We start from the raw sequence: 13,820 nt of genomic DNA, 5'->3' as shown, positions 1-13,820 counted from the left end.
CGTGTCCGCCACCCCCGTCGTCCCCGGGGCCGCCGCCGTCCCGCGCTTCGGCGTCAACTACACACCGAGCGAGGGGTGGTTCCACCACTGGCTGGACTACGACCCGGCCGCCGTCCGGGCCGACCTGGACTCGATCGCCGCGCTCGGCCTCGACCACCTCCGGGTCTTCCCGCTCTGGCCGCTGTTCCAGCCGAACCGCACGCTGATCCGGCCGCGCGCGGTCGAGCAGCTGGTCGACCTGGCCGACGCGGCGGCCGAGCGGGGGTTGGACGTCGCGGTGGACGGCCTCCAGGGCCACCTGTCCAGCTTCGACTTCCTCCCCGCCTGGACCCGGACCTGGCACCGGCGCAACCTCTTCACCGACCCGGAGGTGACGGCCGCCCAGGAGGAGTACCTGCGCACCCTGGCCGCCGCGCTGGCCGACCGGCCGAACTTCCTCGGCATGACGGTCGGCAACGAGATCAACCAGTTCTCCTCCGGCCCCCACCCCGACCCGGACCTGATCACCCCTCAGCAGGCCGAGGACTGGCTGACCAGGATGCTGGCCGCCTGCGAGCGCGGCGCCCCGGGGCGGCTGCACCTGCACGCCGAGTACGACGCCGCGTACTACCAGGACGACCATCCCTTCACCCCCGGCCAGTCGGCCCGGCTGGGCGGGGTCACCGCCGTGCACTCCTGGGTCTTCAACGGCACCGCCCAGCGGCACGGCCCGGACGCCCCCGCCACCACCGGCCACGCCGCCTACCTGATCGAGCTGGCCAAGGCCTGGGCCGAGGACCCGCACCGGCCGGTCTGGCTCCAGGAGGTCGGTGCCCCGGCCCCGCACGTCCCGCCGGAGCGGGCCGACCACTTCACCGCCGCCACGGTGACCGCCGCGCTGGACTGCCCCGACCTCTGGGGCGTCACCTGGTGGTGCTCGCACGACGTCAGCCGCTCACTGGCCGACTTCCCCGAGTTGGAGTACACCCTGGGCCTGCTGACCAACGACCGGCGGCCCAAGCCGGCCGGCCTGGCCCTGGCCGCCGCGGTGGCCGGGGCCAGGGCTGGCTGGCACCCGCCCGCCCCGCGTTCCACCGCACTGGTGCTGGACGTGGGCGGCGAGCGCGAGGCACCCAAGCGCTCGGTCTGCGCGCCCGGCGGCGCCTACTTCGAGGCCTTCGCCCGGCTGGCTGCCGACGGTGCCAGGCCGACCGCCGTCCTGATCGAACACGCCGAGGACGACGCCTACTTGGCGACGCGCGGCATCACCGAGATCCTCACCGTCGACGACGTCCGCTGAATCCGTCCCTCACCCTCAGGGAGCCTTCACCCATGCACGATGACCGCAGCCTCGTCGAAGCCCGGCTCAAGCGCGTCCTGGAGGAGCGCATCCGCCCGGCGCTCTACCCCGAGAGCGTGCCGCTGACCGCCGGGATCTGGACCGCCCCGGACGAGCCGGTGCCGGTGGCCGAGGGGATCGCCGCGCCGCGCACCCCGATCGCCGCCGGGGACCGCTGGGGCGCCCCCTGGGGCACCAGCTGGCTGACCGTCAGCGGCACCGTCCCCGCCGAGTGGGCGGGCCGCACCGTCGAGGCGCTGATCGACCTCGGCTTCGACGCCAACATGCCCGGCTTCCAGTGCGAGGGCCTGGTCTACCGCCCCGACGGCAGCCCGGTGAAGGGGCTCAACCCGCGCAACCAGTGGGTGCGGATCGCCTCCCCGGCGGCCGGCGGGGAGCAGGTGCTGCTGCACGTCGAGGCCGCGTCGAATCCGGTCATCATGGACTACCACCCGTTCGTGCCGACCGAGTTGGGCGAGAGGGCGACGGCCGGCTCGGAGCCGCAGTACCGCCTCGTCCGGCTGGATCTCGCGGTGCTGGACCTCACCGTGCACGAGCTGGTGCTGGACCTGGAGGTGCTCGGCGAGCTGATGGCCGAGCTACCGGTCGAGGGGGCCCGGCGCTGGGACATCCTGCGGGCGATCGAGCGGGCCCTCGATGCCCTGGACCTCCAGGACGTCAACTCCACCGCCGCCGCAGCCCGTTCGGAGCTGGCAGGGGTACTGGCGGTGCCCGCCGAACCGTCCGCCCACCGGCTCAGTGCGGTCGGCCACGCGCACATCGACTCGGCCTGGCTCTGGCCGCTGCGCGAGACCGTCCGCAAGGTGGCCCGCACCACCGCCAACATGACCGCCCTGCTGGAGGACGAGCCGGACTTCGTCTACACCATGTCCCAGGCCCAGCAGTTCGCCTGGATCAAGGAGCACCGGCCGGAGGTCTACGCCCGGGTGAAGAAGGCGGTGGCCGAGGGCCGGTTCGTCCCGGCCGGCGGCATGTGGGTGGAGTCGGACACCAACATGCCCGGCTCGGAGGCGATGGCCCGCCAGTTCGTCCACGGCAAGCGCTTCTTCCTGGACGAGTTCGGGATCGAGAACGAGGAGGCGTGGCTGCCGGACACCTTCGGCTTCGCCGCCGGGCTGCCGCAGATCATCAAGGCGGCAGGCTCCAAGTGGCTGCTCACCCAGAAGATCTCCTGGAGCCAGGTCAACAAGTTCCCGCACCACACCTTCCTCTGGGAGGGCCTGGACGGCACCCGGATCTTCACCCACTTCCCGCCCATCGACACCTACAACTGCTCCATGCTCGGCCGTGAACTCGCCCACGCGGTGCGGAACTTCAAGGACAAGGGCCGAGCCTCGCACTCGATCGCGCCGACCGGCTGGGGCGACGGCGGTGGCGGCACCACCCGCGAGATGGTCGGCAAGGCGGCCCGGCTGCGCGATCTGGAGGGCTCGCCCAGGGTCCGGTGGGAGCGCCCCGCCGAGTTCTTCGCCAAGGCCGAGGCCGAGTACCCGGCCCCGCCGGTCTGGGTCGGCGAGCTCTACCTCGAACTGCACCGGGCCACCCTGACCAGCCAGGCCCGCACCAAGCAGGGCAACCGGCGCAGCGAGCACCTGCTCCGGGAGGCCGAGCTGTGGGCCGCCACGGCCGCCGTCCGGGCCGGATTCCCCTATCCTCACGCCGAGTTGGACCGGATCTGGAAGACCGTGCTGCTGCACCAGTTCCACGACATCCTGCCCGGCTCCTCGATCGCCTGGGTGCACCGGGAGGCCGAGGCGACGTACGCGGCGGTGGCCGCCGAGCTGACCGGCATCATCGAGGCGGCGCTCGCCGCGCTGGCCGGCGAGGGCTCCACCGAGCTGGTCTTCAACGCCGCCCCGCACACCCGGACGGGCGTGCCGGCCGGGGCGGGCGCGGCGGTGCCGGCCGGCGCGGGCTGCTCGGTGACGGCGCGGGAGGACGGCGGCTTCCGGCTGGCCAACGGGCTGCTGACGGTCGAGGTGGACGGGCGCGGCCTGGTGGTCTCGGCCGTCGAGGACGCCACCGGACGGGAGGCGGTGGCCCCGGGCGCGGCGGCCAATCTGCTCCAACTCCACCCCGACTTCCCGAACATGTGGGACGCCTGGGACGTCGACCAGTTCTACCGCAACACCGGTACCGACCTGACCGGGCTGGACACGCTGGAGCTCGCCGCCGACTCGCCCGGCGCGGTCGCGGTCCGGGTGACCCGGTCCTTCGGCTCCTCCTCGGTCGTCCAGACCCTCACCCTGACGGCCGGCTCCGGGCGGCTCGACCTGGACACCGAGGTGGACTGGCACGAGACCGAGAAGTTCCTCAAGGCCGCCTTCCCGCTGGACCTGCACACCGAGCGGTACGCCTCCGAGACCCAGTACGGCCACCTGTACCGGCCGACCCACACCAACACCAGCTGGGAGGCGGCCAAGTTCGAGGCGTGCAACCACCGCTTCGTCCACCTCGCCGAGCCGGACTGGGGCGTCGCCGTGGTGACCGCCTCCACCTACGGCCACGACGTCACCCGCACCGTCCGCCCCGAGGACCACGGCACCACCACCACCGTCCGGGTCTCACTGCTGCGTGCCCCGCGCTTCCCCGACCCGCACACCGACCAGGGCACCCACCACTTCCACCACGCCCTGGTCCCGGGCGCCACGGTCGCCGACGCGGTCCGGGAGGGCTACCGGATCAACCTGCCGGAGCGGCGTGCGGTCGGCTCGGCGGAGGGAGTGGCACCGCTGGTGACGGTGGATCAGGACGCGGTGGTGCTCAGCGCCGTCAAGCTCGCCGACGACGGCAGCGGCGACGTGGTGGTCCGCCTCTACGAGGCCCACGGCGCCCGGGCCCGGGCCCGCCTCAGCGCCGGCTTCCCGCTCACCGGCGCCCAGTACTGCGACCTCCTCGAACGCCCCACCGGCCCCGCCGACCCTGACGCCTCCACCATCGAACTCCACCTCCGCCCCTTCGAGTTGGTGACCCTCCGCCTCACCCGCTGACCGGGACGGCCCCGCAGGCGCTCCGCGAGGAGACGGCAGGGCCAAACGCGAGGAGGCGGCGGGGCAGGCGCTCAGGGGCGCGAGGAACTGCGCGAAGGGGGACGGCAGCGTCCGTCACCGAGGGCAGGTCGGTCAGGTGCACGTGGTGCGGCGTCCCCGCAGGAGCGGCCGCACGTGCACCTGACTCACCTGCCCCGACCTCACGGTGGGCCGCCTACCGCCCCGCGCAGTTCCTCGCGCCCCTGGGTCGCTGCCCTGCCGTACCGCCTGCCCGAACCACCCGCCCGAACCACACGCCCGAACCGCCTGCCCGAACCACCCGCCCGTACCGCCTGCCCGTACCGCCTGCCCGAACCACCTGCCCGAACCGCCGGGCCGGGCACCGAGCACCGAGCACCGACCCGGCGCCCTCTCGGCTACTGCTCCGCGTACTCCGCCGCCACCTCCCGGACCTGGCCGCGCAGCCAGCCGTGCGCCCCGTCCAGCTCGTACCTGGGGTGCCACGCCATCGCGATCGGCAGCTCCGGGAGGTCCAGCGGCACCGGGAAGGTCCGCAACCCCAGCCCCTCCACCGTGCGGCGGCAGAGCCGCTCCGGCACCATCCCGACCAGATCCGCCTCCCGGAGCAGCAGCAGCGCCGCCGCGAAGGTCGGCACCGTGGCCGCCACCGTCCGGGCCAGGCCGGCCCCGGCCAGGGCTTCGTCCAGCGGGCCGGTCAGCCGTCCGCGCCGGGAGACCGCCAGGTGGCGCGCGCCCGCCAGCCGCCGCGCGGTGACCCGCCCGCCCGAGGCCAGCGGGTGCCCGGCCCGGACCACGCCCACCAGACGGTCCGTCAGCAGCGGCTCCACGGTGACCTCCGCCGGCGCGTCCCCGAGCACCCCGATCTCCAGCGCGACCTCACCCCGCCGCAGCAGGTCGCTGTCGTTCGACGGCTCCGCCAGGAACCGCAGCGTCAGCCCGGGGGCCAGCCGCCCCACCGCCGCCAGCAGTCCAGCCCCGAGCGAGTGCACGATCTCGTCGTGGGCGAGCAGCGCATGACTGCCCGTCAGGGCGGCCGGGTCGGGCGGTCCGTCGGGGGCGAACAGGGCCTGCGCCTGCACCAGCACGCCGTGCACCCGCGCACGCAGCGCCAGGGCCCGGGGCGTGGGCACCATCGCACGCCCGGAGCGGACCAGCACCGGGTCCCCCAGGGCCCTGCGCAGCCGTCCCAGCGTACGGCTCATGGCCGGTACCGACAGGTGCAGCCGCTCGGCCGCGCCGGTCACGCTCTCCTCCTCCAGCAGCGCGTCCAGCGCCACCAGCAGATTCAGGTCCAGCTCGCCCATCCGACCACCCTCCTCCTTGCGTCCAGCGCAACTCTCCCTTGCCATCTTTGCACTTGAACGCAACCCACGTCGCTTCCTAGCCTGGGCGCATCCCACCCCACCCTTCCCAGGAAGCCGGACCCACCCGTGCCCACGACCCACTCCCCGCAGCGCGTCCTCGCCCTGCTCTGCGCCTGTGTGGTGCTGACCATCGCCATGGTCGCCGCCATCAACCTCGCGGTCCCGCCGATCGCCGCCGGCCCGCTGCACCCCACGGCGACCCAGCTCCTCTGGATCGTCGACTCCTACGTCATCGTCTTCGCCGGTCTGCTGATACCGGCCGGGGTGGCCGGCGACCACTACGGCCACAAGCGCACCATGCTCGCCGGCCTCGGCATCCTCGCCCTCGGCGCGGTGCTCTGTGCGGCGGCCTCCGCCGTCCCGCTGCTGATCGCCGGCCGGGCCGTGATGGGTGCCGGGGCCGCGCTCGTGCTGCCCGCCACCCTCGCCGTGCTGGTGCACGTCTTCCCGCCCGGCGAGCGGGCCCAGGCCATCGGGACCTGGGCCTCGATGACCGGCCTGGCCGGTGTGCTGGGCAATCTCGGCGGCGGTCTGCTGCTCCAACTCCTGCCCTGGCAGTCGCTGTTCTGGGTCTGCGCGCCCGCCGCCCTGCTGCTGCTCGCCCTGGTGACGGCGGTGGTCCCGGCCACCCCGCTGCGCGGGACCCGGCAGGATCCGGTGGGCAGCGTGCTGCTGGTGGCCGGCTTCCTGGCGCTGCTGCACGGGGTGATCGAGGGCCCGTCCCGGGGCTGGGGCACCCCGGCCGCACTGCTCAGCCTGGCCGCCGCCGTACTCCTGCTCGCCGCCTTCGTCCGGTACGAACTCCGGCGTGAGCACCCGATGCTGGACCCGCGCCTGTTCCGCCTCCCGGCGATCCGGGCGGGTGCCCTGGGGATCGGTGCGGTGTTCTTCGGGATGTTCGCGCTGTTCTACGTGAACGCGCAGTACCTCCAGCAGGTGAAGGGCTTCTCGGTGCTGGCCACCGGCTTCGGCGTGCTGCCGCTGGCGGTCGGCATGCTGGTGGTCTCCCGGCGCAGCACCGCCCTGGCCGCCCGCTTCGGCCGCCTGCCGGTCGTGGCGACGGGCTTCGGCTGCCTGCTGACCGGGCTGCTGCTGCTCTCGACCATCGGTGCCGGCACTCCCTACCCGCTGTACGCCGCCTACCAGGTGCTGATGGCCGCCGGTGCCGGGCTGACGGCTCCTCCGCTGTCGGCCGGGATCATGGCCGCCCTGCCACCCCGGCAGGCCGGTCTCGGATCGGGGATCAACAGCTCCACCCGGGAGTTGGGCAGTGCCCTCGGGGTGGCGGCGGTCGGCACCGCGATCTCCACCGGGCCGCTGGGCGAGGGGCTGGCCGGGGGCTACCGGGTGGTGGCCGCCGTGGTGCTGGTGCTCGGCACGGCGGCCCTCAGCCAGCTCCGCCGCGCCGCCTGACACGCCCGGCCCGCCCCCGGAACACCCCGACAGAGGCGCCCCGAACGCCCCGCAAGCCTCCCGGCCCTGCCCCGCCCACCCGGCGACCGCCCGCGCACGCGCCCTCGACCGGGCCCGGCGCGGGTGCAGCCGTGCGCCCCCGAAGCAGTCTGCGGACCGGTCCGACCATCTTGTTTTACTCATTCTTGACTGACTGTCAGATCCATTCGGTCTCGAGAATGCGAAGGACCCGATGACCCGTCGTCCCGTCCTCCTGCGGCAGGATCTCGCCGCCTCCCTGGTCGTCTTCCTGGTGGCCCTCCCCCTCTGCGTCGGCGTGGCCGTCGCCTCCGGCGTGCCCGCCGAACTCGGCCTGGTCACCGGCATCGTGGGCGGTCTGCTGACCGGCCTGCTGCCCGGCAGCAGCCTCCAGGTCTCCGGCCCGGCCGCCGGTCTCACCGTGCTGGTGCTGGAGGCCGTCCGCACCTTCGGGCTGCCCGCCCTCGGCGTGCTCACGCTCGCCGCCGGACTGCTCCAACTCGCCATGGGTGCGCTGCGCTGGGGCCGCGCCTTCCGGGCCATCTCGGTGGCCGTGGTGCAGGGCATGCTGGCCGGCATCGGCCTGGTGCTGATCTCCGGCCAGCTGTACGCCCTCACGGACACCCCGGCCCCCGGCCACGGCCTGGCCAACCTGGCCGAACTGCCCCGGCTGCTGGCCGCCACCGCCTCCTCCCCCGGTGCGCTGACCGCCGCCGCGCTCGGCTGCGGCACCGTCTCCGTCCTGCTGCTCTGGCCGCACCTGCCGCCGCGCGCCCGGCTGTTGCCCGCCCCGCTGGCCGCCGTCGCCCTCGCCGCGCTGGCCACCTGGGCGCTCGACCTGGACGTCGCCCGGGTCCGGGTCGCCGGCCTGCTGGACGCGGTACGGCCGCCCGGGGCAGCGGAGTTCGCCCTGCTCGGCCGGCTCGACGTGCTCGGCACCGTGCTGGCCTTCGCCCTGATCGCCTCCGCCGAGAGCCTGTTCAGCGCCGCCGCCGTGGACCGCCTGCACGACGGACCGCCGACCCGGTACGACCAGGAACTGCTCGCCCAGGGCGCGGGCAACACCGTCTGCGGCCTGCTCGGCGCCCTCCCGATGACCGCCGTCATCGTCCGCAGCGCCGCCAACGTCCAGGCCGGCGCCCGCAGCAAGGCCTCCCGCGTCCTGCACGGCCTCTGGCTGCTGCTCTTCGCCGCCCTCATCCCGGCCGCCCTCACCCTGATCCCACTGGCCGCCCTGGCCGGCGTCCTGGTGCACGCAGGCTTCAAGCTCCTCCCCGTCAAGTCGCTGGCCCAGCTGTGGCGTTCACACCGGGGCGAGGCCGTGGTGCTCGGCGTCACCGCGCTCGCGATCCTGGCCACCAACCTCTTCGAGGGCGTGCTGCTCGGCCTGCTGCTCGCCGTCCTCAAGTCCGCCTGGGACACCTCGCACCTGCACCTCTCGGTGACCGACCACAGCGACGGCAGCACCACCCTGCGACTGGCCGGCAACGCCACCTTCCTGCGCCTGCCCCGCCTGCTCGAAACCCTGGAGCGCCTGCCCGCCGACCGGCCCGTGCGACTCGACCTCAGCGAGCTGCGCCACCTCGACCACGCCTGCCGCACCGCCCTCGCGCCGTGGACGGACGAACCGCTGGACGAGCAGCTGAGCGCCCGCTAGCTTCCTCCGACGTGAACACGATCGACTTCCGCACCGGCACGCCCACCGCCCGCCCGATCGACGTCCGCTGGATCCACGGCTCCGAATCGGCCAAGCACAACACCGACCCGGACATCCAGGTGTACGCCTACGACGAGCACACCGTGATCCTGCGGCAGAACAAGGCGGTGCACTACGAGGCCCCGTTCCTCTACCTGTTCTTCGGAGCCGACCGCGCCGTCCTGATCGACACCGGGGCCACCGCCTCCCCCGCGTACTTCCCGCTGCGCGCCACCGTGGACGGCCTGATCGACGCCTGGCTGGCCGAAAACCCGCGCGATGGCTACGAGTTGCTGGTCCTGCACACCCACGGCCACGGCGACCACAAGGCCGGCGACCCGCAGTTCGCCGACCGCCCGGCCACCCGGCTGGTGCCCGCCGACCGGGACGCGGCCTTCGCCTTCCTCGGCCTCGACCCCGGCCCCGACGCGGACCCCGACACCGTGGTGCCCCTCGACCTCGGCGGCGGCCGGGTGCTCGACTGCTTCGCCATCCCCGGCCACCACGCCGCCTCGGTCGCCTTCCACGACCGCCACACCGGCTTCCTGCTCACCGGGGACACCGTCTACCCGGGCCGGCTGTACGTCGAGGACTGGGCCGCCTTCACCCGCTCGATCGACCGCCTGATCGCCTTCGCCGCCACCCGCCCCGTCACCCACGTGCTCGGCTGCCACATCGAGATGACCGCGACCCCCAGCGTCGAGTTCCGCCACTTCGCCACCCACCACCCCGACGAGCACCGGCTCGAACTCACCGTGGACCACCTCCACCGGATCCGCGCCGCGATCGAGGAGATCGGCGACAAGCCCGGCGAGTACACCTACCCGGACTTCGCCATCCACCGCTGACCCGGGCCCGACTCGCCTCTCCCACCGGCACCCGTGTCGGCGCAGCCGGGTGGGGCCGCCGCGCGACGCGACGGTGGCAGCGGCCCCACCCGGCTGCGCCGACGCGGCGTATGCGAGAACGTCACGGAACCGCCTCCTGCTGGTTACTCGGGCACCGACCGGGAGCTGTCATGCTCTCGCCTGACATGACGTCAACACGCGTAGACCAGTGGTGCCCCAGGGCGGCACCCGGACTCGCGTGCCCTCCCCCACGAAGGGATCCGTCCCCATGTCCGTTGCGCGCAGAGGCAGTTGGAAGAGCCTGGCGGCCGGGGTGGCCGCCGTCCTGGTCGGCCTCACCCTGCCCACCGTCACCGCCACGCCCGCCGGTGCCACCACCACGGCGTACGACAGCACGTACTACAAGAACGCCGTCGGCAAGTCCGGCGCCGCCCTCAAGTCCTCGCTGCACACCATCATCGGCAGCGGCACCAGCAAGATCTCCTACGACGCGGTCTGGAACGCCCTCAAGACCACCGACCAGGACCCGAACAACTCCGCCAACGTGCTGCTCCTCTACAGCGGCGTCTCGCGCAGCAAGTCCCTCAACGGGGGCAACGTCGGCGACTGGAACCGCGAGCACGTCTGGGCCCAGTCGCACGGCAACTTCGGCACCTCGGCCGGCCCCGGCACCGACCTGCACCACCTGCGCGCGGCCGACGTCCAGGTCAACAGCACCCGCGGCAACAAGGACTTCGACAAGGGCGGCAGCCCGGTGGCCGGCGCCCCGGGCAGCCTGACCGACGCCGACTCCTTCGAGCCGCGGGACGCCGACAAGGGCGACGTGGCCCGGATGATCCTCTACATGGCCGTCCGCTACGAGGGCGACGACTCCTTCCCGGACCTGGAGGCGAACGACTCGATCAACGGCAGCACCCGCTTCCACGGCCGGCTCTCGGTGCTCAAGCAGTGGAACCAGCAGGACCCGCCGAGCGCCTTCGAGGAGCGCCGCAACCAGATCATCTTCGACACCTACCAGAAGAACCGGAACCCCTTCATCGACCACCCCGAGTGGGTCAACCTCATCTGGTAGCACCGCGATCCGGCCGACCGCCGAGGACGGCCGTGACACCGTGCACCGTCGCGGCCGAAGGGTCCTTCCTGCCCGTGCCGGGCAGGAAGGACCCGTGCCCCGGCCCCGCCGAGGAGGCGGGACCGTAGGATCGGGGCGGATCGCCGGCACACGGACCGGCGGCCGGAGCACGGAGGACAGCCCCGGATGACGGAGACCGACCGCGTCCCGCGAGCCGCGGCGGCCGTCGACGGCAGCGCACCGGTCCTCGTCGACCGCTCGGCCCGAGCCGAGGACGGGGCCTGCCGCCACCACCTGCTCTGGCGGGCCGGACCGGGCTGGCGGATGGTCAGCAGCGCGGTCCTGGGCGGCGGGATCGGCGAACGCCAGTGGGTGCTCAACGCCCAGGTCCGGTCCGGCTACGACCGTCTCGACCCGGACCGGCACCTGGCCGAACTGGCCGCCGCCGAGGGACTGACCGGCCCGGGCGTCGGGCTGATGACCGCCGCCGAGGTGGACCGGGCGACACGGTCCGAGGACGGCGGCGTGACCGCCCTGGTGACCACCGGGCTCGGCGTCCCCACCTGGGCGGCGGCGCCGGAGCCGACCGACCCTCCCGGAGCGGACCGGACGGTGCCGACCGCGTACGTGCCCGGCACCGTCAACATCGTCGCCGTGGTCCCCGTGGCGGTCTCCGACGCCGGCCTGGTCAACCTGCTGGCCACCGCCACCGAGGCCAAGGTGCAGGCCCTGCTGGAAGCCGGCTACGCCTGTACCGGCACCCCCTCCGACGCGGTCTGCGTCGCGGTCCGCACCCCCGTACCCGGCCGGGCCACCGAGCCGTTCGGCGGCCCGCGCTCCCCGTGGGGTGCGCGGCTGGCCCGCGCCGTCCACCGCGCCGTCCTCGACGGCGCCCGGGCCGACACGCTCGCCCGCCGCACCGGACCGCCCGCCCCGCACCCCGCGCCCCGGTCGGAGTGCTTCCTCCCCTGACGGCCCGCGCGCCCTCGGAGCCCTGCGGGTGGTGGCGCGGGCCGATCCCGTGATCCGCCCACGCACGACCCGGCCGCATGGGAACATGCATCCGAACGCCGACCGCTGACGCCCCGTCACCCGGCCCGGCACGGACGGATCGGGACCTCACAGTGGCGCAGGCGGACACCCCGGAGACCCCCTCGGCCTCCCCCACCGCGAAGCGCGGGGACGACAGCCGCAACTTCCACCGGTACTGGGCGGCCACCGCCGTCTCCGGCACCGGATCGGCCGTCTCCGGCGTGGTGATCCCGCTGCTCGCCGCCACCGTGCTGGGCGCCACGGCCGGACAGATGGCGATCCTGGCCGCCCTGGCGATCGTCCCCGCGATCCTGCTCCAGGTGGTGGTGGCCTCCCGGGCGGACGCCACCACCGCCTCCCGGGTCCGGGTGATGGTGGTCGCGGACCTGTTCTCCGGCCTGCTGATCGGGCTGGTGCCGCTGCTCTGGTGGGCCGGGTCGCTGACCCTGCCGTTCCTGTTCGCCGTGATGGCGGCGAAGGCCGTGACCGGGGTCTTCCGGAACGCGTACGCGGCCCCCGTCGCCGTGCAGGTGATCCCCCGGGGCGACCTGGTCCGGGCGAACGGACGGCTCAACGGCACCCGGAGCGCCACCGACATCGTCGGCCAGGGCCTCGGCGGCGCACTGCTCGCCGTCCTCTCGGCCCCCTTCGCCCTGATCGTCGACGCCGTCTCCTTCCTGGCCTCGGCCGCCCTGGCCGGCCGCATCCGGCTACCCGTCGACAAGGCCGCCGCCGACGCACCCGCACCCACCGGTCCCGCCGAGCCGGGCAGTCCGGTCGACCCGTCCGGCCCGTCCGGCCCGTCCGACCCCGGCCTCAAGGCGATCGCCGGACGGCTGCTGCGCCGGACCGAGGTCTGGTGCCTGGTCGCCATCGCCCTCGCGAACGGCGTGACGGAGGCGGTCTTCGTGCTGTTCTGCGTCCGCACCGTCGCCATCCCGCCCTCGGCCGTGGGCCTGCTGCTGGCGCTCGGCGCGGTGGGCGGCATCCTGGGCGGCTTCCTGACCGGCCGGGCGGCCCGCCTGTTCGGCCGCTGGACCGTGGTGGTCGGCTGCGCGGCCACCGTCTGGTCGCTGCTGCCGCTGCTGATGGTCGGTCAGGGCCTCGGTGCCTGGGCCGCCGTCGTCAACTTCGAGCTGGCCGGTGCCTTCGGCGGCACCCTGGTGATGGCCGTCGTCTTCGGCGAACTCCAGGGCCTGGCGGCCCGGGACGGTACGGTGGCGCGCACCATGGCCGTCGCCACCACCTCCATCCAACTCGCGTCCCTGCTCGGCCTGTTGATCGGCGGCCTGGCGGGCGACCTGCTGTCCCACCGGTGGGCGCTGGGCACCGGCACCGCCCTGCTCGTCCTGCTCTCCGCCCCGCTGGCCGCCCGCCTGCTGACCTCGCCCGGCCGCACCGCCCCGGCCGCCGCCGACTGACGACCGCCCCGCCCCGGCCGCCGCCGACTGACGACCGCCCCGCCCCGACCGCCGCCGGGGCTTCCTCGGCCACCGCGAGACCGACGGCAGCCTGAACGTCCACACCGCACTGCGGACCGCCGACGGCTGGCTGGGCACCATCGACCTCACCGCTCCCGACACCGCCGCCGCCAAGGCCGCCATGCTGGGCGGGTTCGACGGCTGGGCCCCGGCCTGCGCGCCCTGGTCGCCGACGCCGACGGCCCCCTGACCCCGCGCCGGTTCCACGCCCTGCCGATCGGCCGCCGCTGGGCCCGAGTGCCCGGTGTCACCCTGCTCGGGGACGCGGCCCACCTGATGTCCCCGTTCGCCGGCGAGGGCGCCGACCGCGCCATGCTCGACGGCGCCGAACCGGCCCTCGCCCTCGCCGCACACCCGACCGACCGGGAGGGCGCCCTGACCACCTACGAGCAGGGGCTCTTCCCGCACAACGAGGTCACCGAGTCCGCCGCGAGCATGGAGGACGTGTTCGGCGAGGACGGCCTGGCGCACATGGTCGCGTTCCTCGGCTCCGCAGACTCCTGATTGCCCGTCAGCTCGGCTCGGCAGAAGGCGGCTCACCGGCCG

At 74.2% G+C, this 13,820-nt stretch carries 9 protein-coding genes and 1 pseudogene; 9 read left to right on the top strand and 1 reads right to left on the bottom strand.

Annotated features, from left to right (window positions below; genetic code table 11):
• Window position 1: 1 nt before the first annotated feature.
• Both ACIRBX_RS35890 and ACIRBX_RS35885 read left to right on the top strand, forming a co-directional pair.
• Complete coding sequence (locus ACIRBX_RS35890; protein ID WP_402304036.1) at window positions 2-1,279, top strand: glycosyl hydrolase; 1,278 nt, start codon at window positions 2-4, stop codon at window positions 1,277-1,279.
• Window positions 1,280-1,311: 32 nt separating this feature from the next.
• Window positions 1,312-4,329, top strand: a complete 3,018-nt coding sequence (locus ACIRBX_RS35885) for an alpha-mannosidase (protein ID WP_402304033.1) — start codon at window positions 1,312-1,314, stop codon at window positions 4,327-4,329.
• 416 nt (window positions 4,330-4,745) lie between these two features.
• Here the strand turns inward: ACIRBX_RS35885 and ACIRBX_RS35880 are convergent, their stop codons facing one another.
• The gene (locus ACIRBX_RS35880) at window positions 4,746-5,654 is read right to left on the bottom strand and encodes a LysR family transcriptional regulator (protein WP_402304031.1); all 909 of its coding nucleotides are present in this window, start codon (window positions 5,652-5,654) and stop codon (window positions 4,746-4,748) included.
• Between the two features lie 126 nt (window positions 5,655-5,780).
• On the opposite strand from ACIRBX_RS35880, the gene ACIRBX_RS35875 reads away from it, so the two are divergent.
• From ACIRBX_RS35875 to ACIRBX_RS35845, 7 genes and pseudogenes are all read left to right on the top strand, one after another.
• Window positions 5,781-7,127, top strand: coding sequence for an MFS transporter (locus tag ACIRBX_RS35875; protein ID WP_402304029.1), 1,347 nt, complete (start codon window positions 5,781-5,783; stop codon window positions 7,125-7,127).
• Between the two features lie 232 nt (window positions 7,128-7,359).
• Window positions 7,360-8,802 carry a SulP family inorganic anion transporter gene (locus ACIRBX_RS35870; RefSeq protein WP_402304027.1) on the top strand — a complete coding sequence of 481 codons (1,443 nt, stop codon included), beginning with the start codon at window positions 7,360-7,362 and terminating at the stop codon, window positions 8,800-8,802.
• 11 nt (window positions 8,803-8,813) lie between these two features.
• Window positions 8,814-9,689, top strand: a complete 876-nt coding sequence (locus ACIRBX_RS35865) for an MBL fold metallo-hydrolase (protein WP_402304024.1) — start codon at window positions 8,814-8,816, stop codon at window positions 9,687-9,689.
• A gap of 268 nt (window positions 9,690-9,957) precedes the next feature.
• Complete coding sequence (locus tag ACIRBX_RS35860; RefSeq protein ID WP_402304021.1) at window positions 9,958-10,761, top strand: endonuclease I family protein; 804 nt, start codon at window positions 9,958-9,960, stop codon at window positions 10,759-10,761.
• Between the two features lie 186 nt (window positions 10,762-10,947).
• Window positions 10,948-11,733 (top strand): adenosylcobinamide amidohydrolase, encoded by a 786-nt coding sequence (locus tag ACIRBX_RS35855; protein ID WP_402304019.1) that lies wholly within the window; start codon window positions 10,948-10,950, stop codon window positions 11,731-11,733.
• Window positions 11,734-11,885: 152 nt separating this feature from the next.
• Window positions 11,886-13,214: an MFS transporter gene (locus ACIRBX_RS35850; protein WP_402304017.1), complete on the top strand. Its 1,329-nt coding sequence runs from the start codon at window positions 11,886-11,888 to the stop codon at window positions 13,212-13,214.
• A gap of 52 nt (window positions 13,215-13,266) precedes the next feature.
• Window positions 13,267-13,778 (top strand): annotated as a pseudogene (locus ACIRBX_RS35845) (FAD-dependent oxidoreductase); the annotation flags it as partial.
• Window positions 13,779-13,820: the final 42 nt, after the last annotated feature.

Origin of the sequence: Kitasatospora sp. NPDC096147, assembly GCF_044763225.1 — a bacterium.
GTDB lineage: Bacteria > Actinomycetota > Actinomycetes > Streptomycetales > Streptomycetaceae > Kitasatospora.
Note: the sequence above shows the minus strand (reverse complement) of the source record. Positions and strands in the feature narration are given on the sequence as shown.